Source organism: Microbacterium sp. 71-36, assembly GCF_001898305.1.
Taxonomy (GTDB): Bacteria; Actinomycetota; Actinomycetes; order Actinomycetales; family Microbacteriaceae; genus Microbacterium.
Window position 1 is genome coordinate 37,103 of sequence record NZ_MKTP01000010.1, and the last position, 19,950, is coordinate 57,052.

General features: G+C 69.5%; 18 protein-coding genes. 9 read left to right on the plus strand and 9 right to left on the minus strand.

What is annotated here, in order from left to right; translation table 11 throughout:
- The first annotated feature begins 4 nt into the window (after positions 1 to 4).
- From mmsA to BGO45_RS16780, 4 genes are all read left to right on the plus strand, one after another.
- A complete protein-coding gene (mmsA, locus tag BGO45_RS16765) occupies positions 5 to 1,513 on the plus strand; it encodes a multiple monosaccharide ABC transporter ATP-binding protein (protein ID WP_292696413.1) in 1,509 nt (502 codons plus the stop codon).
- Between the two features lie 5 nt (positions 1,514 to 1,518).
- The gene (gene mmsB / locus BGO45_RS16770; RefSeq protein WP_292696414.1) at positions 1,519 to 2,739 is read left to right on the plus strand and encodes a multiple monosaccharide ABC transporter permease; all 1,221 of its coding nucleotides are present in this window, start codon (positions 1,519 to 1,521) and stop codon (positions 2,737 to 2,739) included.
- Between the two features lie 87 nt (positions 2,740 to 2,826).
- Positions 2,827 to 4,038, plus strand: coding sequence for an ROK family protein (locus BGO45_RS16775; protein WP_292696416.1), 1,212 nt, complete (start codon positions 2,827 to 2,829; stop codon positions 4,036 to 4,038).
- 356 nt (positions 4,039 to 4,394) lie between these two features.
- Positions 4,395 to 5,195: a lytic transglycosylase domain-containing protein gene (locus BGO45_RS16780; RefSeq protein ID WP_292696417.1), complete on the plus strand. Its 801-nt coding sequence runs from the start codon at positions 4,395 to 4,397 to the stop codon at positions 5,193 to 5,195.
- 174 nt (positions 5,196 to 5,369) lie between these two features.
- Here BGO45_RS16780 and BGO45_RS16785 read toward each other — a convergent pair whose 3' ends face one another.
- The 7 genes from BGO45_RS16785 to purS form a co-directional block, all read right to left on the minus strand.
- Complete coding sequence (locus tag BGO45_RS16785; protein ID WP_292696418.1) at positions 5,370 to 6,293, minus strand: 2-hydroxyacid dehydrogenase; 924 nt, start codon at positions 6,291 to 6,293, stop codon at positions 5,370 to 5,372.
- A 57-nt stretch (positions 6,294 to 6,350) separates the two neighbouring features.
- On the minus strand, positions 6,351 to 7,799 hold the full coding sequence (locus BGO45_RS16790; RefSeq protein WP_292696420.1) for an FAD-dependent oxidoreductase: 1,449 nt from the start codon (positions 7,797 to 7,799) through the stop codon (positions 6,351 to 6,353).
- 2 nt (positions 7,800 to 7,801) lie between these two features.
- Positions 7,802 to 8,290: an ureidoglycolate lyase gene (locus BGO45_RS16795; protein WP_076492221.1), complete on the minus strand. Its 489-nt coding sequence runs from the start codon at positions 8,288 to 8,290 to the stop codon at positions 7,802 to 7,804.
- 63 nt (positions 8,291 to 8,353) lie between these two features.
- The gene (locus tag BGO45_RS16800) at positions 8,354 to 9,082 is read right to left on the minus strand and encodes a GntR family transcriptional regulator (RefSeq protein ID WP_292696422.1); all 729 of its coding nucleotides are present in this window, start codon (positions 9,080 to 9,082) and stop codon (positions 8,354 to 8,356) included.
- Between the two features lie 28 nt (positions 9,083 to 9,110).
- Positions 9,111 to 10,553 carry a helix-turn-helix transcriptional regulator gene (locus BGO45_RS16805; protein WP_292696424.1) on the minus strand — a complete coding sequence of 481 codons (1,443 nt, stop codon included), beginning with the start codon at positions 10,551 to 10,553 and terminating at the stop codon, positions 9,111 to 9,113.
- Between the two features lie 248 nt (positions 10,554 to 10,801).
- The gene (gene purQ, locus BGO45_RS16810) at positions 10,802 to 11,509 is read right to left on the minus strand and encodes a phosphoribosylformylglycinamidine synthase subunit PurQ (RefSeq protein ID WP_076492214.1); all 708 of its coding nucleotides are present in this window, start codon (positions 11,507 to 11,509) and stop codon (positions 10,802 to 10,804) included.
- A complete protein-coding gene (purS, locus tag BGO45_RS16815; protein ID WP_022878640.1) occupies positions 11,506 to 11,754 on the minus strand; it encodes a phosphoribosylformylglycinamidine synthase subunit PurS in 249 nt (82 codons plus the stop codon). The genes purQ and purS overlap by 4 nt, the downstream gene beginning before the upstream one ends.
- 136 nt (positions 11,755 to 11,890) lie before the next feature.
- Here purS and BGO45_RS16820 point away from each other — a divergent pair, with 136 nt between their 5' ends.
- From BGO45_RS16820 to BGO45_RS16840, 5 genes are all read left to right on the plus strand, one after another.
- On the plus strand, positions 11,891 to 12,928 hold the full coding sequence (locus BGO45_RS16820; protein WP_292696429.1) for a hypothetical protein: 1,038 nt from the start codon (positions 11,891 to 11,893) through the stop codon (positions 12,926 to 12,928).
- A gap of 282 nt (positions 12,929 to 13,210) precedes the next feature.
- Positions 13,211 to 14,488: an extracellular solute-binding protein gene (locus BGO45_RS16825; RefSeq protein WP_292696430.1), complete on the plus strand. Its 1,278-nt coding sequence runs from the start codon at positions 13,211 to 13,213 to the stop codon at positions 14,486 to 14,488.
- Between the two features lie 59 nt (positions 14,489 to 14,547).
- Positions 14,548 to 15,627 carry a carbohydrate ABC transporter permease gene (locus BGO45_RS16830; RefSeq protein WP_076492206.1) on the plus strand — a complete coding sequence of 360 codons (1,080 nt, stop codon included), beginning with the start codon at positions 14,548 to 14,550 and terminating at the stop codon, positions 15,625 to 15,627.
- On the plus strand, positions 15,624 to 16,523 hold the full coding sequence (locus BGO45_RS16835) for a carbohydrate ABC transporter permease (protein WP_292696433.1): 900 nt from the start codon (positions 15,624 to 15,626) through the stop codon (positions 16,521 to 16,523). The genes BGO45_RS16830 and BGO45_RS16835 overlap by 4 nt, the downstream gene beginning before the upstream one ends.
- Before the next feature lie 29 nt (positions 16,524 to 16,552).
- The gene (locus tag BGO45_RS16840) at positions 16,553 to 18,013 is read left to right on the plus strand and encodes a glycoside hydrolase family 1 protein (RefSeq protein WP_292696435.1); all 1,461 of its coding nucleotides are present in this window, start codon (positions 16,553 to 16,555) and stop codon (positions 18,011 to 18,013) included.
- Here the strand turns inward: BGO45_RS16840 and BGO45_RS16845 are convergent.
- Positions 18,008 to 18,379, minus strand: a complete 372-nt coding sequence (locus BGO45_RS16845) for a hypothetical protein (RefSeq protein ID WP_292696437.1) — start codon at positions 18,377 to 18,379, stop codon at positions 18,008 to 18,010. The genes BGO45_RS16840 and BGO45_RS16845 overlap by 6 nt on opposite strands.
- A 32-nt stretch (positions 18,380 to 18,411) precedes the next feature.
- Complete coding sequence (locus BGO45_RS16850) at positions 18,412 to 19,305, minus strand: hypothetical protein (RefSeq protein WP_292696439.1); 894 nt, start codon at positions 19,303 to 19,305, stop codon at positions 18,412 to 18,414.
- Positions 19,306 to 19,950 lie beyond the last annotated feature (645 nt).

The following is a 19,950-nucleotide window of genomic DNA, read 5'->3' on the forward strand; positions in this document are numbered from 1 at the left end:
GCGCATGTCGGGGATCTCCAAGTCGTTCAACGGCGTCCCGGCCCTCGCCGACGTCTCGGTCGACGTGCACCGCGGTGAGGTGCACGCGATCTGCGGCGAGAACGGCGCCGGGAAGTCGACGCTGATGAAGGTGCTCAGCGGGGTGTACCCCGCGGGGAGCTTCGACGGCACGATCACCCTCGAGCGGGAGCCGGTCGCGTTCCGCTCGATCAACGACAGCGAGGCCGCCGGCATCGTCATCATCCACCAGGAGCTGGCTCTCAGCCCCTACCTCTCGATCGCCGAGAACATCTTCCTCGGCAACGAGAAGTCCAAGCGCGGCGTCATCGACTGGAACGCCACGAACACCGCCGCCGCAGAACTCCTCAAGCGCGTGGGGCTCCGTGAGAACCCCGCGACCAAGATCTACGAGCTGGGCGTCGGCAAGCAGCAGCTCGTCGAGATCGCGAAGGCTCTGGCCAAGGAGGTCAAGCTCCTCATCCTCGACGAGCCGACCGCCGCCCTCAACGACGACGACTCCGCGCACCTGCTGGATCTCATCGACCAGCTGCGCGACCAGGGGATCACCTGCATCATCATCAGCCACAAGCTGAAGGAGGTGCTCCGCATCGCCGACCGCATCACGATCATCCGCGACGGCCGGACCATCGAGACGATGCGTCGCGACGATCCCGACACCGACGAGGGCCGCATCATCCGCGCGATGGTCGGTCGCGACCTCAACAGCCTCTTCCCGCCGCGCGAACCCGACATCGGGGAAGAACTGTTCCGCGTCGAGCACTGGACCGTGCACCACCCCGTCGACACGGAGCGCGTGGTCATCGACGACGCGTCCTTCATGGTGCGCGCGGGCGAGATCGTCGGCTTCGCGGGTCTCATGGGCGCCGGACGCACCGAGCTCGCGATGAGCATCTTCGGGCGCATGTACGGCACGGGCATCTCCGGCGAGGTGTACAAGAGCGGCCAGGCCATCGACGTCCGCACCGTGGACGCGGCCATCAAGAACGGCATCGCGTACGCCACGGAGGACCGCAAGAAGTACGGTCTCAACCTCATCGGCGACATCCAGGTCAACGTCTCGGCATCCGCCCTCGCCCGCCTCGCACGGCTCGGCGTCGTCGACCGGTACCGGGAGTACAAGGTCGCCGACTCGTACCGCTACAAGATGAACATCAAGGCGCCCAGCGTCGCCGCGATCACCGGACGCCTCTCCGGCGGGAACCAGCAGAAAGTGGTCCTGTCGAAGTGGATGTTCACCGGACCCGACGTGCTGATCCTCGACGAGCCGACCCGCGGCATCGACGTCGGAGCGAAGTACGAGATCTACGGCATCATCAACGAACTCGCGGCCCAGGGGAAGGCCGTCATCGTCATCTCGTCGGAGCTGCCCGAGGTCATCGGCCTCTCCGACCGCATCTACACCATCTCCGAGGGACGCATCACGGCCGAGGTCAGCCGTGAAGACGCCACCCAGGAGACGCTCATGCGGCACATGACCGCCGGAAGGAACTGACAGCAATGGCCACCGCATCCACCCAGACGGTCGAAGCGCCGACGCAACCGGGGCCCCGCCGCCGCGGTCTGCTCGCGCGCATCAACTTCCGGCAGTTCGGCATCCTCGCCGCCCTGGTCATCATCATCGTCCTGTTCCAGGTGCTCACCGGCGGGCGCCTGCTGCTCCCGGGCAACGTCAACAACCTCATCCAGCAGAACGCGTACGTCCTGATCCTCGCGATCGGCATGGTGATGGTCATCATCGCCGGCCACATCGACCTGTCGGTCGGCTCGGTGGTGGCGATGGTCGGCGCGATCGCGGCGATCGCGATGAACCAGTGGGGTCTGCCCTGGTACCTCGCGGTCGTCCTGTCGCTCATCGTCGGCGCGATCGTCGGTGCCTGGCAGGGCTTCTGGGTCGCCTTCGTCGGGATACCCGCGTTCATCGTCACGCTCGCGGGCATGCTGCTCTTCCGCGGGCTCACGCTCGTACTCCTCACCGGCGGCACGATCAGCGGTCTGCCCGACGGCTTCACCGCGATCGGTGCGGGATGGCTCCCGCCCCTGCTCGGCTACGTCGGCAACTGGGACAGCCTGACCCTCGTGCTCGGCGCGATCGCCAGCGTCCTGCTCATCGTGCAGCAGCTGCGCACCCGGGCGACGCTCCGCCGGCTCGAGCTCCCCCGCGAGGTCGCGTGGTCGTTCTGGCTGAAGAACGCGATCGCGGTCGTCGCGATCATGGCCGTCGCGTTCACGATCGCCGCCTACAACGGCACGCCGATCGTGCTCATCATCCTCGCCGTGCTCGTGCTGGCCTACACGTTCGTGCTCAACCGCACGACGTTCGGTCGCCACATCTACGCGATGGGCGGCAACCTGTTCGCCGCCGTGATGAGCGGTGTGAAGACGAAGTGGGTCAACTTCTTCATCTTCGTCAACATGGGTGTGCTCGCCGGTCTCGCCGCGGTGGTCAGCACCGCCCGCGCCGGTGGTGCCGTGGCATCCGCCGGTCAGAACTACGAACTGGATGCCATCGCGGCGGTGTTCATCGGTGGCGCCGCCGTCCAGGGCGGCATCGGTACCGTCGTCGGCGCCGTCGTCGGTGGTCTGGTCATGGGCGTGCTCAACATGGGCCTGTCCATCCTCAGCGTCGACGCGGCCTGGCAGATGGCGATCAAGGGCATCGTTCTGCTGCTGGCCGTCGCGTTCGACATCTTCAACAAGCGACGCAACGGCGGTGTCTGATCGGGTGGGGGGCGCGGCCGTGCGCCGCGCTCCCCACACCTGCCGTAACCGGGGGGCGGTCGATGCGAGAATGGGGGAGGTGCCCTCATGACCCCTGCCGTGTTCGAGCCCGCCACGCCGCTCGCACCCCCCGCAGGTCGTACGACGAACGACCTGATCCGTCAGCAGAACCTCGCGTCCGTCTTGTCGATGCTCCACATCCGGGGAGCGCTCTCACGGGCGCAGTTGGGCGCGACGATCGGCCTGAACCGCTCGACGGTCACGGGCCTGGTCATGGAGCTGACCGAGCTGGGGCTCGTGCGCGAGGTCGCCGCCGGTGAACGCACCGGGAAGGTCGGGCGGCCCACGCTCGACATCGAGCCCGACGACCACGTCGCCGCGCTGAGCGTCCGGGCGGAACCCCACGCCGTGACCGTCGCGTTGGTCGGGCTGGGCGGCGTCGTCCACGCGCGGCTGCGCCACGACACCGCGAGTGCACCGTCTCCGCGTCGCTTCGTGCAGATCGTCGCGTCGAGCGTCGAGGCGATGCGCGCCGACATCGACCGCCACTACCGCGTGGTGGGCGCCGGACTCGCCGTCCCGGGGCTCGTGAACGCGAACGGCTCCGTGCTCGTGTCCCCGACCCTCGGCTGGCGCCGTGATCCGGTGGCCGCGCGGCTGAGCGACGAACTCGGCATCCAGGTCTCCGCCGGGAACGACGCGAGCATCGGCGCGCTCGCCGAGTCGCGGTTCGGCGTGGGTGTCGGCGTCTCCAACCTGCTCTATCTCGGTGGCGCGATGCACAGCATCGGCGGCGGCCTCATCATCGACGGGACGCTTCTGCGCGGGACCTCCGGCTACGCCGGCGAACTCGGACACACCGTCGTCGACCCGCGCGGCCGCACGTGCGTGTGCGGGCGCAAGGGATGCCTCGAAGCCGAGGTCCGGCTCGACCTCCTCGAGCCGCTGCTCGGACGCCGGAAGCTCGACGAGGACGAACTCGACGTGGAGCTCGGGGTCGCCCGCGACCCCCGGGTGATGGCGGAGGTCACGCGCCAGGTCGAGGTGCTGTCGCTCGCGCTGACGAACTTCGTCAACGCGTTCAGCCCCGAGACCGTGGTGCTCTCGGGGTATCTCGGTGCGCTCCTGTCGGTCAGTCGCGAGCGTCTCGCCGAGGCGGTGCGCGTGCACCCGCTGGGCGCGGAGGGTCGCACGATCCGTCTCGAACGCGCGCACCTGCGCTCGCGCCTGATGCTCATCGGACCCGCCGAGCTCGCCTTCGCCGACCTCCTGGCGAACCCCGCCGGCTTCCGCGGCTGACGCACCGCGGCGCTCCCCCGCCCGTGCGGCGGCGGCGTTCCCCCGCCCGTTGAGTGTCCAAGACACGCGGATGCCGTCGAGTCGCATCCGCGTGTCGTGGACACTCGACTTTTCCGCCGCTCGGTGCGCGAGCGGTGCCGGGTCTACGCTTCGGCGCACGTCATCCCGGCATCCCACGACTCGGTGTCCAAGACACGCCGCACGCGCCCGACGCCATGCGGCGTGTCTCGGACACTCGACCGGGTGACGGTGCGCGGCACCCCGGCGCGACGGCCTCCGTTCACCCGCACGTCGACCGGCGGGGCTACCCTCGGCGCGGCGCCCGCTGCCCGAGCGGATGCCAGGGGAGGATCCGCGTGGATCTCGACGCCGACCGCGGTCGCTCGTGGACTTCGATCATCGCTGCCGTCGCGGCGGTGCTCTTCGTCGTCATCGCGGTCGCCCTCGTCGTGTCGTCGCAGGCGGTCGGGCGCGAGCGTCCGCTCGACGAGAGGGTGAGCGCGTACGCCCCCGCGGTCGAGCCGGATGCCGCGTCGGTCGCCGCCCCACCCACCTCCGCCCCCGCACCGACTCCGGCCCCGCCCCGCGCGGGAATCGTCCCCGCCGATCCGACCTGGGCCGCGCGCACCGCGGCGGCGACCGGCATCCCGGAGCGCGCCTTGCGCGCCTATGCGTCGGCGGCGCTCACGCTGAAGGTCGAGCAGCCGGGCTGCGGGCTGGGCTGGAACACCCTCGCGGGTCTCGGGGCGGTCGAGTCCGCGCACGGCACGCACTCCGGCGGGCACCTGGACGACGCCGGGTACCCGCAGCCCGCGATCCGCGGCATCCCCCTCGACGGCAGTGCGAGCGCCACCATCGCGGATACCGACGGAGGAGCCTGGGACGGGGATGCCACCTGGGATCGCGCCATGGGCCCGTTGCAGTTCATCCCGGCGACGTGGGAGCGCTGGGGCGCCGACGGCAACGGCGACGGCGTGGCCGATCCCGACCAGATCGACGACGCCGCGCTCGCGGCCGGGCGCTACCTGTGCGCCGCCGGGGAGATGACGAGCGCCCCCGGCTGGCGGCGCGCGATCTTCTCGTACAACCACCTCGACAGCTACGTCGACGACGTCGCCGCCGTGGCCAACACGTACGCCGCACGCGCCGGCGGCTGAGCGGGGCCGGCTCGCGCGGGCATCCCGTTCGAATTCCGGATCGCCGAGACTGCATCCTCCCGACGTCTCCACTGCAGCCTGCAATGGAGATGTCGGCTGGATGCAGTCTCGCGCCCGCCGCGACCTGCGCCCGCCGCGACCCGCGCGGGGTCTCGCGCGCGACCCGTGCGGGGGTCAGCCCCGCAGCACCACGTTCTCGGGCTCCTCGCCCGCGAGGAGGTGGTCGATCTGGCGGCGCACGAGCCGCGCGATGCGGGGACGCATGGCGCCGGTCGCCCCGCCGACGTGCGGGGCGATGAGGACGCCGTCGAGCGACCACAGCGGGTGGTCGGTCGGGAGGGGTTCGGGGTCGGTCACGTCGAGCGCCGCCCGGATGCGCCCTCGCCGCACATGATCGACGAGCGCGTCGGTGTCGATGACGGGGCCGCGGCCGACGTTCACGACGAGTGCGCCGTCGGGCAGCGCCGACAGGGCCGCGTCGTCGACGAGGCGTCGCGTCTTCTCGCCGCCGGGCAGCGACACGATCAGCACATCGGTGCGGGCGAGGACGTCGTACAGCTCGCCGAGGGGGAGCACCTCGACATTGTCTTGCAGGCGGCCGTGCGAGGCGACCGCGCGCAGCTCGACCTCGAACGGCTTCAGGCGGGCGGCGATCGCGCGCCCGACGCCGCCGAATCCCAGGAGGGTCACGCGCGCGTCGGCCAGTCCGGGCGTCCAGCCGCCCTTCCACTCGGCGCGCCCCTGAGCCCGGACGTAGTCGGGCAGCGAGCGTTGGGCGGCGAGCGCCAGGGCGACGGCGAGCTCGGCGGTGGCGGTCTCGTGCACGGTGGTGGCGTTGGCGAACACCAGGCCCGCGGGCAGGCGTCCCTCCACGTTGTCGTACCCGATGGACTGGCCCTGCACGAGCCGGGTCGTCACCTCGGACAGGCGCGCGATCACGCCGTCCATCGACATGTAAGGCGGCACGACGATGTCGATGTGCGGGCGGGGCGCGGCATCCGTCATGTCCCAGACCAGCACCTCCACGCCCTCGGGGAGGGGCTGCAGATCGTCGCGGAGCTGCGCGGTGGGCACGGACACGATCAGCGAGGAAGTCACCCGCCCCACGCTACCCGCGGCCCGCACCGCACACGCCGCCGACCGCAGCGGCGCGGGTCACGCGGGGGCGTCCACCGGCATGGGCCGCCGCCCCACGTGCACGCCGACCGGGACGTCGTACGCCAGGTACTCGGCCATGAGGGCTCCTGCGTCGCGGGTGAACAGCCGCCGCGACAGGGCCGCGGCGAGCGCGGTCGCGCCCCCGACGAGTCCGGGGATCTGGTGGCTGAGCATCCCCTGGCTGATCCGGGCGCCGTGGTTGAACATGTGGATGCGCGACAGCGCCGACCCCTCGGGCGCGCTCCGGCTGATCAGCCCGAAGTCGTCGTCGAGGTAGGGGAAGGCCGCGAGCCCGGGGTTCTCGGCGATCTGCGCCGGGGCGAGGTGGTCGCTCCAGATCGCGGCATCCGCTGCCACGGCCGCGAGCTCCGGACGGCGTGACAGGTCCGCGACGATTCCGGTCGCGGCGATGACCACGTCATACCGATGGATGCCATCCGGCGTCGTCACGACGATGTCGGTGCCGTCCCACTCGACGGAGCGCCACGGCGAGGAGGTCAGGAACCGGAAGCCGTCGAAGGCGTGCGCGCGCCAGATCGCGTTCTGCGTCGCGGGCTGGTCGACAGCCGAGAGATGCACGTTGAACGTCCACTTCTGGGCGTCGGAGAACGCGCCGTAGTTCTCGATGAGGCCGGCGAATTCCATCCACCGGTAGGGGCTGACCTGCGGCATCGCGGGGCGTCGCATGTGCACGTCCACGGACGCGGCACCGTGCTCGAGGGCGGTCGCGGCATTGTCGAACGCGCCCGTCCCGGCGCCCAGGATGCCGATGCGCTTCCCGGCGAGGGCGGGGAAGTCGATCGCGTCGTGGGTGTGGTGCACGCGCTCGGCGGGGAGGGCGTCGAGCAGCGCCGGGACATGCCGTCCGCCGGCGCCTTCGATCCCGGTGGCGAGCACGACGTGACGGGCGAGCAGCACCCAGGACCCGTCGGGGCCGGTGAGATGCAGGCGCAGCGGGCCCTCGGCATCCGTCGGGGTGATCGCCGTGACCGTCGTCGAGCCGACCACGTCGATGCCCGCGACGGCCCGGTACCACTGCAGGAACCCCTGCCAGGCGACGGTGGGGAAGAAAGCGATCTCTTCCCACGCGGCGGCGCCGTACACCGCTTCGAACCAGGCGCGGGGGCTCGCCGCGGGCACGCCCCAGGTGGGCCAGGCGATGTCCTTCGGTGTGCGCAGCGTGTGCATCCGCGCGTAGGTGGTCCAGGGGCCGGTGGCATCCGCGGGGGCCGAGTCGAGCACGACCACGTCGTCGATTCCGCGGCGGCGCAGGCCGCGGGCGAGCACCAGGCCGGCTTGACCGGCACCGACGATGACGACCGGATGCTCGCCGTCGCGCTCGCCGACCCACGCGCGGCCGTCGCCGGCGCTCAGGTGCTCCTGGTGCGCGGCCTCGCGTTCGAGCGCGGCCAGGCGGGCCGCGGCGTCGGGGAGCGGTTCGGGCATGCTCACTCGACGACGACGCGCACGCCGTAGGTGTCGTCGAGGCGGAAGTTGTGGTGGTCGGTGACGTTGGTGTCGTCGAGTTCGAGGTTGACGAAGTCCATGCTCGGCTCGTCGAAGAACGGGCCCGCGTGCCAGGTGCCCTTGAGCATGGTGATCGCGGTGCGCGCCGGGATGCGGAACGCGCGGAGGTCGTCGAGGGCGGGCTCGTCGATGCCCGCGGGTGCGACGGCGATCGTCCACTCGACGTCGCCCACGGCCATCAGGGTCTGCGTGGTCTCGAGGTGGCGGGTGACCCGGACGAACTCGGGCTTCTTGTCGTCCAGGGCCATCAGGTAGAAGCGGGGGATGCCGCCCGACACGTCGAGCACGGCCTCTTCCGCGGTGAAGGGTGTGCCGTCGGCCATGGGGGTGAGCACGACGCCGAAGGGCGCGAACGTCTCGGCGGTGACGGTCGTGGCGGTGAGGGGGTGTGCGGGAAGCGGCTCGGTCATGCCATGAAGATACGCCTGTCTGACAAGTGCATGAACAACTTGTCTGACACGTTCACGACCTCGTTACGCCCCCGAAACGCCCCGATCGTGACGGACGCGCCGGATGAGGGCGTTCCGCAGCCCCGCGGGGGCGGACACCTGCACCTCGCGCGACCAGTACCCGACGTCGTCGCCCGTCCCGTACCCGCAGTACGTCATCTCCACGACCGGAACCCCCGCCGTCGCGGAGAGCAGAGCGGCGCGCTCGGCATCCAGGCTCACCGCGTCGACCCACAGGGTCTCCCACGCGACCCGGATGCCATTGGCCTCCTCCGCCAGCTCGAACACCGGTCGGTGCGGGTCGAGGTCGACGTCGCGGGCGAGGGGCACGAGGTCCTCCGCCAGCGCGTACGCCGCCCCGTCGACACTCCACACCTTGACGGTGCGGAACACCCGCGTGCCGTCGGGCAGATCGTCGAACCGTTCGGGGTCGTCCGCAGCCAGAATGCGGACCCCGGATGCCACGACCTCGAGCCGCGGCTCGTATCCGGCCGCACGGATGGAGAGGGAGTGATCGAACTGCTCGTCGATCCGACGGCCGACGTCGGGCAGCCGGCGGTTGGGCGTCGTGCGCGTGCCCTGCGTCCGATGCACGTACCCGCGCTCCTCGAGCCGCACGAGCGCCTCCCGGACCGAGGCCCTGCTCGCCCCGGTGAGCTCGGCGAGCCGCGGCTCGGACGGCAGCGTCTGGAGGTCGCCGCTCCACAGTGCGAGGATCCGGTCGATGACGGCATCCTGGTCTGTCGCGCGCATGGGCTCCTCGTTCGGTGCGAGCTCCCGGTCACTCGTCCGGACGCTGTAGCAACGCGACCGCATCCTCTCGGCTCGACACCCCCAGCTTGCCGTAGATCGACCGGACCTGTGACTTCACGGTGTTCACCGACACGTTGCGCGCACGCGCGATCTCGGGGATCCCGAGGCTCGAGGTCAGAAGGTAGGCGAGCTCCCGCTCGGTGGCGGTCAGGGTCGAGAAGGCGTCGTCGCGAGCGGAAGGCGCGGCGATCTTCGGCAGCATCTGCCGCGTCGTCGCCGCCGCAGAGGCGAGGTCGGGGGTGGTGGCCGACAGCCGATCCAGCAGGCGATCGGTGTCGGAGAACGGGATCATCAGGAAAGGCATCATCGAACCTCCCGTGCGTTGGATGAGCCGGAACGCGGACTCCATGCTCTGCAGCGCGCGCTTCTCGCCCCCCAGCCGCAGAAAGGCGACGGCCCGGACGGTGAGGACCTGCGTGAGGGTGCGCAGGCAGTGTTCGTCGTGCAGCGCGACGCAGGCGTTGGTGCTGTCGATGACCTCGCGCTCGCGTCCCATCTGCAGCAGCGTCCGCGAGCGCTGCATGGGGAAGCAGACGGCGTGGCCGGGATGGGTGACGGCGTTGTCGAGCACGGCGAGGGCTTCTTCGTACTCGCCGAGCGCGGTGAGCATGTCGGCGTGGAGACCGAGGAGCAGGCCACGGACGATCCGGAAGCTTCGCGTGCGACCCGACGTGTGCAGGAGCTCCCAGCTCTTGGCGAGCGCCTCCGCGACCGAACGGCCGATGAACATCGCCGCGACTCGGGTCATCTCCGCGCTGAAGATCCAGTAGGGGTCCTCGGGTTGAGCGTGCTCGAGTTCGTCGGCGATGGCGTGCATGCGTGCCGAGTCCGCGCGGCTTGCGGCGACGAATCCGTCTCCGAGAAGGAGGCAGTGGGACACGTCCTCGGCGGCCCACCCGCAGGCGCTGTACAGTCGGCGCGCTTCCTCGATCGCCTGTGCGGCGCCGGGGTACTCCGCGTTCAGCCCCAGATTCAACGCCTGCACGCTCAGCGCGCGGTAGCGCTGCCCCGGGGTCTCGGCGAAGAGCAGCGCTTCGCCGGCGTAATGTCCCCCGACCTGCGGCCAGCCGACGGCGGCGCAGTACTCGGCGACGCCCGCGTACAGCGCCGAGCGCGCCGGGCCCGACAGGGCGGCGGGGCGCGTCAGGCGCCCGCTGTCGAAGTAGCGCGACACGAGTTCGATACCGTCGCCGAGCGCGTCATGGCGCGCGCGTGCCACCAGCATCGACGTGAGGACCATCGCGCGGGTGTCGGTCCAGACCAGCGGGGCCGCGCCCGGTTCCGCCTCGGCGAGGAGCGCGAGGTGACGCGGAAGCGGTTGCCCGTGCCCGGGTTCCAATCGCGCGAATGTGTGGGCCGCCGCCGCGCGCAGCGCGACGCTCGGGCCGATGGGACCATCGGAATCGCTCATGTGACCTCCGCGACACGAACGCGACCGTCCGTGCGAGCGTCAGCGCGCGCAACGGTCGCGTCATGGATAGACAGGCACCCAGGACGGGCGGTCGGACACGGATTCGGGTTCGCGAGCGGCCGCTGGAACCGCCAGCCCCCGGGGAGCGGTTCTTCCCCCGAGGATATGACAAATGTCCCACTATCGCCCGCGGTGTGACCGCAGAAAACGGTGGGTGGGGAGTCCTCCGGGTCGGGGGAGGAGGGGTGCTACGCCGCCGCGGCGACCACGGCGGAGATGGCGGAGGTGAAGAATCCGAGCCCGTCGACGCCGGAGCGCATGGCTGCGGCGGTGCCGGGTCCGAAGCCCGGTTCGACGGCGTGCTCGGGGTGGGGCATGAGGCCGACGACGTTGCCGCGCTCGTTGGTGAGGCCGGCGATGTCGTCGAGCGAGCCGTTCGGGTTGACGCCCAGGTACCGGAACGCGACGAGGCCTTCACCGTTCACGCGGGCCAGGGTCTCGGCATCCGCGATGTATCCGCCGTCGGCGTTCTTCAGCGGGATGACGATCTCGTCGCCCTCGTCGAACGCGCTGGTCCACGCGGTCGAAGCGTTCTCGACGCGCAGGCGCTGGTCGCGGCGGATGAACTGCTGGTGGGCGTTGCGGATCAGACCGCCGGGCAGCAGGTGCGCCTCGACGAGCATCTGGAAGCCGTTGCAGATGCCGAGGATCGGCATGCCCTTGGCCGCGGCATCCTTCACTTCGGCCATGATCGGCGCGAACGCGGCGATCGCGCCGGCGCGCAGGTAGTCGCCGTAGCTGAAGCCGCCGGGGAGGACGAGGGCGTCGACCCCGCGCAGGTCGTGCTCGCCGTGCCACAGGGCGACGGGCTCGGCGCCCGCGAGACGGATCGCGCGCTGCGCGTCGCGGTCGTCGAGCGAACCGGGGAAGGTGATGACCCCGATGCGAGCGGTCACTCCACGACCTCGATGTTCACGACGTCTTCGATGACGGCGTTCGAGAGCATCTCGTCGGCGAGCTCGCGGGCCCGCGCCAGCGTCGCCTCGTCGACCTCGCCCTCGACGGTCAGCTCGAAGCGCTTGCCGATCCGCACGTCGGAGAAGCGGTTCTCGCCCAGTCGCGACAGGGCGCCGGCGACGGCCTTCCCCTGGGGGTCGAGAAGCTCGGCCTTGGGCATGACGTCGACGACGATGGTGGGCATTCCAGCTCCAGGTGTCGGAAGGGCAGTGGATGCCATTCTACCGGGCACGAAGCTTCGCGCAGCGCCCTGGCCGGACCCCGACGTCGACGCGCGAAGCCGCCTGTCGCGCTCGCGGCGGCGGCCCTAGTGTGACGGTGTGGAGATCGTCCGGATGCCGCTGCGGGGTGAGACCATCCGGTCCATCGTTGCAACGGCTCGCACCCGCACGGAGTACTTCTCTGTGATCTTCGACGCGGACGTCGGGATGCAGCACACCGCGCGGCGAGAGGACGTCCCGGGGTCCGTACTCGCTGAGCGGGCGTTCTTCGGTATGTCCGATGAGGCGATCATGATCTGGGACGCTGTCCTGCCCGAGCAGGCTCGGGCCGATCCTGTCGCGTGGTTCGATGGCAACGAGTTGCGCGACCCGCCTCCACCGGTCCGGATGGACGCGACGAGCTTCGATGTGTTGCCGGATGCCGAGTTCTGGCCGGTGATCGAGTCGCTCGGCGGCCGCTTGTGGGCGCGGACTCTCGATGTGGCAGCCGGGCGATTGGCATCCTGTCCGGACGACGTCATCTTGCGGTGGGCGCACACGGCAGGGCGGAAGGCGGTCGCCGTCGCGGATGTGTTGGAGCGCGCCGGCGTTGCGCCGTCGTGGCGGCTCAACGCGGTCGGTGCGGTCCTGGGGAAGGGGCGGCGTGCTTACGAGGCGGTTCTTGCGCAACCGGACGCTTTCGAACAGGACTGGATGACGGACGACTCGCCGCAGGTCATCTCGCTGGCCGCCCGCGCCCTCACGCGGAAGGCCGGCCGAGGTGTCCAGATCGTGACGGCGTTCACGGGGCGGCAGCGCGAGATCGACGCGGAAGAGGCGGAGGAAGTGGCGGCCTATCAGCGCGAGAACGGTATTGAGCCCAGACCTCGGGAGCCTGGTTTCCGCGCCGCGCGCGCGGTGGTCGAGGCGTCGGGAGTTCTGAGAGAGCGAATCATCCTCGTGCCGCACGGATCGGCCATGGGTGAGGCGGCGCTCGTCGCCCTGGTCGCCGACGGTGGTGCAGTGATCGCCGGACCGGAGTTCGCGAACCAGCTAGACGTAGGCCTGTGGGGCGGCGACGCCTTCTTAATCAAGAGGCGGACGGGCCTCGCTCTCGACGAATACGTGAGACGCTACGCGACACTGCCTGGGCGCTGAGGCGCCAGTTCGTCCGCCCGGCACGACGCCACCGTGACGGTGCGATGGGGGAGCGCGCCGCGACCCGCTGTGTGCGCCGCGTCGTGCCGCCGCCGACAGCCCGATTGCGCCGTCGATACAAGGCCTTGCGTGACGCGGCAATTCGTGGGAGCGCTCTCTTGACAGCTTGGGAGCGATCCCATAGCGTCGTGCGGGATCGGTGAGAGCGCTCCCACGGTTCAGAGGTCGAGGGAGAGTCGCGCAGAGGAGCGCACCGACCCACCCACCACGAAGGAGTGTCCAGTGAAATCACGTGCCCTGCGTCGGGCCGCCGTCATCGCGGCCGTCGCCTCCACCACAGCTCTCGTCCTCGCCGGGTGTTCCGGCGGCGGCGACTCCGCTTCCGGCGGCGGAGACGAGAAGATCACCCTGACCGTCGCCACCTTCAACGACTTCGGATACACGCAGGAACTGCTGGACGCCTACACGGCCGAACACCCGAACATCACGATCGTCCACAACCGCGCAGCCAAGTCGAACGATGCGCGCGCCAACTACTTCCAGAAGCTCGGCAAGACGGGCCTCGCCGACATCGAGGGCATCGAGGTCGACTGGCTGCCCGAGGTCATGAAGTACTCCGACCTGCTCGCGCCCGTGCCCGACGACCTCAAGAGCCGCTGGCTGGACTGGAAGGTCAAGGCCGCCACCGACGCGTCGGGCAACCTCGTCGGGTACGGCACCGACATCGGCCCGGAGGCGATCTGCTACCGGTCCGACCTCTTCCAGGCGGCCGGCCTCCCCACCGAGCCCGCCGACGTCGCCGCTGCGCTCGAGGGCGACTGGTCCAAGTACTTCGAGATGGGCGACAAGTACGTCGCCGCGACCGGCAAGCCGTTCTTCGACTCCGCCAGCAGCGTCTACCAGGGCATGATCAACCAGGTCGAGGCGGCCTACGAGAACCCCGACACGGGCGAGATCACGGCCACGACCAATCCCGAGGTCAAGAAGATCTACACCGAGACGCTCGACGCCAGTAAGACGCAGTCGGCGCACCTCGAGCAGTGGCAGCCCGACTGGTACGCGGGCATGGCGAACGGCGCGTTCGCGACGCTCTCCTGCCCCGGCTGGATGCTGACGCAGATCGAGGGCAACGCTCCCGAGGTCTCCGGCTGGAAGATCGCCGACGTGTTCCCCAACGGCGGCGGCAACTGGGGCGGCTCGTACCTGACGGTTCCGGCCAACGGTCCGCACGTGGCCGAGGCGCAGGCTCTCGCCGACTGGCTGACCTCGCCCGAGCAGCAGGTGAAGTTCTTCCAGCAGGCGGGGACGTTCCCCAGCCAGGTCGACGCGCTGACCTCCCCCGACCTCCTGAACGCCAAGAACGCCTTCTTCAACGACGCCCCGATCGGTGAGATCTTCACCAACCGGGCCAACGCCGTGACGGTGACGCCGTTCAAGGGTCAGTACTACTTCCAGGTGAACGACGCGATGTCGAAGGCCCTGCTCCGGGTCGATCAGAACACGCAGGACGCCCAGACCTCGTGGGACCAGTGGGTCTCGCAGGTGGAAGCCATCGGCTGACCTCGGTCGTCGCGGGCCGGGCGCCTCGTGCGCCCGGCCCGCACCCCGGAAGGAGACTCATGACCACGACACTGCAGCCGCCCGCGGCCCCCGCGGCATCCGGCCCCGACGATTCCCCCGCCCGCACCCCCCGACGCGTCGGGTTCGGCTCGAAGCTCAGCGCCTGGGATCTGAAGCTTTCCCCGTACCTCTACATCTCCCCGTTCTTCGTCCTCTTCCTCATCACGGGGCTCTTCCCCATCCTCTACACCGGCGTGATCTCGTTCATGGACTGGGATCAGATCCGTGGCTCGGGCACCTTCGTCGGCTTCGACCAGTACGCGTACGTGCTCTCGCAGCCCGCCTTCTGGGACGCCCTGCGCAACACCTTCAGCATCTTCGTGCTCTCGACGGTGCCGCAGTTGCTCCTCGCGATCTTCATCGCGGCGATGCTCGATCAGAACATCCGGGCGAAGACTCTCTGGCGCATGGGTGTGCTCGTGCCCTACGTCATGGCCCCTGTCGCCGTCGCGCTCATCTTCAGCAACATGTTCGGCGACCAGTACGGGGTCGTGAACACGCTGCTCGGCCGCATCGGTCTGCCCGGAGTGGGCTGGCACTCCGACGCCTTCGCCAGCCACATCGCGATCGCCACGATGGTCAACTTCCGCTGGACCGGCTACAACACCCTCATCCTGCTCGCGGCCATGCAGGCCGTGCCGCGCGAATACTACGAAGCGGCGACCGTCGACGGTGCGGGCAAGGTCCGTCAGTTCTTCTCGATCACGCTGCCGAGCCTCAAGCCGACCCTCATCTTCGTGATCATCACGTCGACCATCGGCGGCCTGCAGATCTTCGATGAGCCGCGCATGTTCGACCAGGGCGGCACCGGTGGCTCGAACAACCAGTGGCTGACGATCTCGCTCTACCTCTACAACCTCGGCTGGGGCGAGTGGAACTTCGGTCGCGCGGCCGCGCTCGCGTGGATCCTCTTCCTCATCATCCTCGTCATCGGGGCGGTCAACCTGTTCATCAGTCGCTCGCTCGTCCGCGACGAGGGCACCCGCGACGGACTGAGCCGCGCTCAGCGCCGCGCCGCCGCGCGCGCCGCGCGGCAGCGGGTCGTCACCGAATCCACCGGAAAGGGCGCACGTCCATGAGCGTCATCGACACCTCTCCCCTCACCGGAGCGGCGGATCCGAAGCCCGCACGCCGACGGCCCCGCGCCGTTCGGGGGTCGCGACCCGGCTGGTTCGTCTATGCCAGCCTCGGTGTCGTGCTCCTCGCCGCGATCGTCCCGTACTACTGGGCGCTGCTGATCGGCTCGGGCGACTCTTCCACGATCCGCAACACCGACCTGTCGTGGATCCCCGGCGGGAACTTCTTCGCCAACGCCGCCGCCGTCCTGAACAACCCCGCCGTCAACTTCTGGACGGGCCTGTGGAACTCCATCCTCAGCTCGACTCTGATCGCGGCATCCGTCGTCTTCTTCTCCACCCTCGCGGGCTGGGCATTCGCGAAGCTGCGCTTCCGCGGCGGTCCCTGGCTGCTGCTGTTCGTCGTGGCGACGATGGCGGTGCCGACGCAGCTGGGCGTCGTGCCGCTGTACATCCTGTTCAGCGAGCTCGGCTGGACCGGGCAGATCGGCGCCATCATCGTCCCGGCGCTGACGAGCGCGTTCGGTGTGTTCTGGATGACGCAGTACCTGCGCCAGGCGGTGCCGGACGAGCTGATCGAGGCCGCGCGGGTCGACGGTGCCAGCTCGTTCCGCACGTTCCTCACGGTGGGCGTCCCCGCGGCGCGACCCGCCGCGGCGATGCTCGGTCTCTTCACCTTCGTGACCGCGTGGAACAACTTCTTCTGGCCGTTCATCGTGCTCGACCGCCAGAACCCGACTCTGCCGGTGGCGCTGTCGCTGCTGCAGTCCAACTACTTCGTCGACTACTCCATCGTCCTCGCGGGCGTGCTGCTGTCGACGATTCCGCTGCTGCTGCTGTTCGTCTTCGCGGGCAAGCAGCTGGTCAGTGGCATCATGCAAGGGGCGGTCAAGGGATGACGCTTGCGCCCACGGAAGGAACCCGATCCATGTCCCACACCCGAGCCTTTCCCGAGGGCTTCCTCTTCGGTGCGGCGACCGCCGCCTATCAGATCGAGGGGGCGGCGTTCGAGGACGGTCGGAAGGCGTCGATCTGGGACACCTTCAGCCGCGTGCCCGATGCCGTGATCAACGCCGACAACGGCGACGTCGCGTGCGACCACTACCACCGGTACGCCGACGACGTGCAGGTGATGAAGAGCCTCGGCCTGCAGACCTACCGCTTCTCCACGTCGTGGTCGCGCGTGCGTCCCGACGGCGGCCCGCTCAATCCGAGGGGCGTCGACTTCTACAAGCGTCTCGTCGACGAGCTCCTGGATGCCGGCATCCTCCCGTGGCTGACCCTGTACCACTGGGATCTTCCCCAGGCTCTGCAGGACCGCGGCGGGTGGACCGTCCGCGAGACGAGCGACCTGTTCACCGAGTACGCGCTCGACATGCACGATGCCCTCGGCGACCGCGTGAACGTGTGGACGACGCTGAACGAGCCGTGGTGCTCGTCGTTCCTCAGCTACACGGCCGGGGCCCACGCCCCCGGCCACTACTCGCAGGCCGAGGGAATGCTCGCCGCGCACCACCTGTTGCTCGGACACGGCCAGACCGTGCGCGAGCTGCGCGCCCGCGACGCGGCGCTCAATCTCGGCCTCACGCTGAACCTGACGGTGGCGGATGCCGTCGACCCCGCGAACCCGGCCGACCTCGACGCCGCGCGGCGCATCGACGGCCAGTTCAACCGGTGGTTCCTCGACCCGGTGTTCCGCGGCAGCTACCCGGCCGACATCATCCAGGACTTCCGGAACGTGGATGCCGAGGCGGTCCTCCGCTGGCAGGATGCCGTGCAGCCGGGCGACCTCGAGGTCATCGCGACCCCGATCGACACCCTCGGCGTGAACTATTACCACGGCGAATTCGTCGGGGGCACGCCGCCGCTGGTGAACCCGCCCGGAGGCGACGCCCCCACCGTGCGCCCGATCGCGTCGCCGTTCCCCGCACACGAGAACCTGTACTGGCACGAGCGCGGCCTGCCGCGGACGACGATGGGCTGGGAGGTGCAGCCCGAGGCGCTCACCGATCTGCTCGAGCGTGTGAGCTCCGAGTACTCCGCCGAACCCGGCGTCGCGCTGTACATCACCGAGAACGGTGCCGCCTACGACGACGTCCCGGTGGTCGAGGACGGCGAGACGCGTGTCCACGACATCGAGCGGGTGGAGTTCGTCGAAGGGCATCTCGCCGCCGTCCTGGACGCCGTCGACCGAGGCATCGACGTCCGCGGCTACTTCTACTGGTCGCTGCTCGACAACTTCGAGTGGGCCTGGGGCTACGAGAAGCGCTTCGGCATCGTCCACGTCGACTACGCGACCCAGGAACGGTCCGTGAAGGACTCCGGGCTGGCGTACGCGCGGGTGATCGCGGAGCGGGCGTTGGTGGCGGAGCCTGCCGTTCGCCTATAGGTCGTCGGCCGATCGCGACGGCGAGCTAGGAGAGTTCCCGGCCTGTGATTGTCGGTACAGGTCGCGGAGGTACGCGGGGCGAGAGAAGGCGGCGCGGAAGTACCAGCTACGGCTCGGCGAAAGTTCCGGCATCAGCTCGTTCCACCGTGCGGCGGCGTATCCCGTCGAGCTGACGAGGAACGTCCCGAGGAAGAGGATCGCCGCGCCGAAGTTCGTCGCATCGAACCACACGATTGACGCGGCGACGAGCAGGATCAGCACCGCCGCGCTCAGCGTCGGCAGCCTCTTGTACGTGGGGATCGTGGCGTCGGCGAGCAGGATGCCGAGGCTCCCACCGGCCATCGCCATCGTCGCGACGAGGATCATCGTCCTACCTCATTTCCGTTAGTGCGACGGGACTATCTGCACGCGCTGCTCAGCCATCGGACCGCGAGCGGAGCAGGAACGGCGGCGATGAAGACGCACCCGTCGGCGTTGACGGCAAGCCCCGCCTGCGTCCACCACTGAAAGCCCGCGATGCCGCAGGCGGCGCCGAGCGCGGGCCATCTCCACAGGGAACTGCAGAGGCCGGCGATCCCGCCGAGGTTCGCCAGATCGCGTGTCTCGCGCTTACTGAACCCCGCTCCGTAGGCAGCGTTGTACCACTCCCAGGTCGGATCCGCGACGACGGGGTAGACAGTCTCGCCAGTTGGCGTGACGACCTGGACGAGGCTGTTTCCGCGAATCTCGTAGTGGGTGTTGACGACCGCGCCATCGGCATCCCGCGCCCACGCCTCACCGACTCCGTAGATGTCGATCGCGCCGTTCTGGTCGAATCGGTAGGCCCAGATAGAGCCGTCGGCAGCTTGGAGGGGCATGTATCCGTTGCCGAGCTCGTAGGTGAATTCGTGGGGATCGCCGGGGCCGTGAATCACCGTCTGAATGCGGACCTTGTCGGATGCCAACACCTGAGCAGCCACGTCAGCGCCGCTGTGGGACGACTTGTAGACCACGGTTCCGTCTGCGGCTCCGACTCCGTGCCCCGTCGCGGTTTCCTCCGGGAGGTAGACGTGCAGTGGCACGTCGCCACCTGCAACGGAGACGGGGGCGGAATCCGTGAGGGGAAGATCGGCGACATCGGTGGAGAACGCCGCTGAGGTCGCGTCGGTCTGCTCTACCTGGCCTTGCGAGGGGGCGACTTCGTCGATGAGCTCGGCGATCCGGTCAGCCGCGGAGTAGTCGGATGCGTGGGCGGGTGCTCCAGCGACTGAGAGAACCGTGGTGCTGGTCGCACAGAGGGCGAGCGCTGCCACGAACCGGGGAAGGAAGCTGTGGTGATTCATTCGAGACTCTCCTTCGGGCCTCATCGGATTGCCACCCGAGTGTGGGTGGGGTCAACGATCTTCAATGCCGAGTTCGAGTCCCTCGCGATTTCTGCCGTCGCCGACGGGAGGGTGAATGTGCGCACAATGTCGCGCACATTGGACGCCTGTTCCTCCCTGGCGCGGAGAGCGAGCGGAGCGAATCACCCGCAACATCACCTCCGAACGCCCACAGATGAGACCCCTGACTCGCGGTCCGCGTCGGACTCTGGGTGAGCTGGACCGCCGGTCTCGAATCGTCCACGTCGACTACGCGACGCGGGAACGGTCCGTGAAGGACTCCGGGCTGGCGTACGCGCGGGTGATCTCGGAGCGGGCGCTGGCTGTGGTGCCGGCCGCCTTGACGTGAGCGACGGTGCGGCGCGGCCCAGGAAGGGTCGCGCCGCACGGCAGCAGTCCGGAAGCGCGTGAAGACGTCCTCCTTCGGCGGCTCAGCAGCTCTTGCTTGTCGTGTACACGGCGGCGCCGTCGGAGGCGTTGAGGTGGGTGACGTTGGTGGTGTTGGCGGTGAAGGTGGAGCCGTTGAGGGAGGCGTAGAGGGTTCCGTCGGAGGTGAGCGCGAAGGCCCAGTGGTCG

Excerpts from the sequence above, each read along its gene's own strand:
- mmsA (WP_292696413.1), top strand. The coding sequence starts at position 5 with ATGTCGGGGATCTCCAAGTCGTTCAACGGCGTCCCGGCCCTCGCCGAC.
- mmsB (WP_292696414.1), top strand. The coding sequence starts at position 1,519 with ATGGCCACCGCATCCACCCAGACGGTCGAAGCGCCGACGCAACCGGGG.
- BGO45_RS16775 (WP_292696416.1), top strand. The coding sequence starts at position 2,827 with ATGACCCCTGCCGTGTTCGAGCCCGCCACGCCGCTCGCACCCCCCGCA.
- BGO45_RS16790 (WP_292696420.1), bottom strand. The coding sequence starts at position 7,799 with ATGCCCGAACCGCTCCCCGACGCCGCGGCCCGCCTGGCCGCGCTCGAA.
- BGO45_RS16795 (WP_076492221.1), bottom strand. The coding sequence starts at position 8,290 with ATGACCGAGCCGCTTCCCGCACACCCCCTCACCGCCACGACCGTCACC.
- BGO45_RS16800 (WP_292696422.1), bottom strand. The coding sequence starts at position 9,082 with ATGCGCGCGACAGACCAGGATGCCGTCATCGACCGGATCCTCGCACTG.
- BGO45_RS16805 (WP_292696424.1), bottom strand. The coding sequence starts at position 10,553 with ATGAGCGATTCCGATGGTCCCATCGGCCCGAGCGTCGCGCTGCGCGCG.
- purS (WP_022878640.1), bottom strand. The coding sequence starts at position 11,754 with ATGCCCACCATCGTCGTCGACGTCATGCCCAAGGCCGAGCTTCTCGAC.
- BGO45_RS16830 (WP_076492206.1), top strand. The coding sequence starts at position 14,548 with ATGACCACGACACTGCAGCCGCCCGCGGCCCCCGCGGCATCCGGCCCC.
- BGO45_RS16835 (WP_292696433.1), top strand. The coding sequence starts at position 15,624 with ATGAGCGTCATCGACACCTCTCCCCTCACCGGAGCGGCGGATCCGAAG.
- BGO45_RS16840 (WP_292696435.1), top strand. The coding sequence starts at position 16,553 with ATGTCCCACACCCGAGCCTTTCCCGAGGGCTTCCTCTTCGGTGCGGCG.
- BGO45_RS16845 (WP_292696437.1), bottom strand. The coding sequence starts at position 18,379 with ATGATCCTCGTCGCGACGATGGCGATGGCCGGTGGGAGCCTCGGCATC.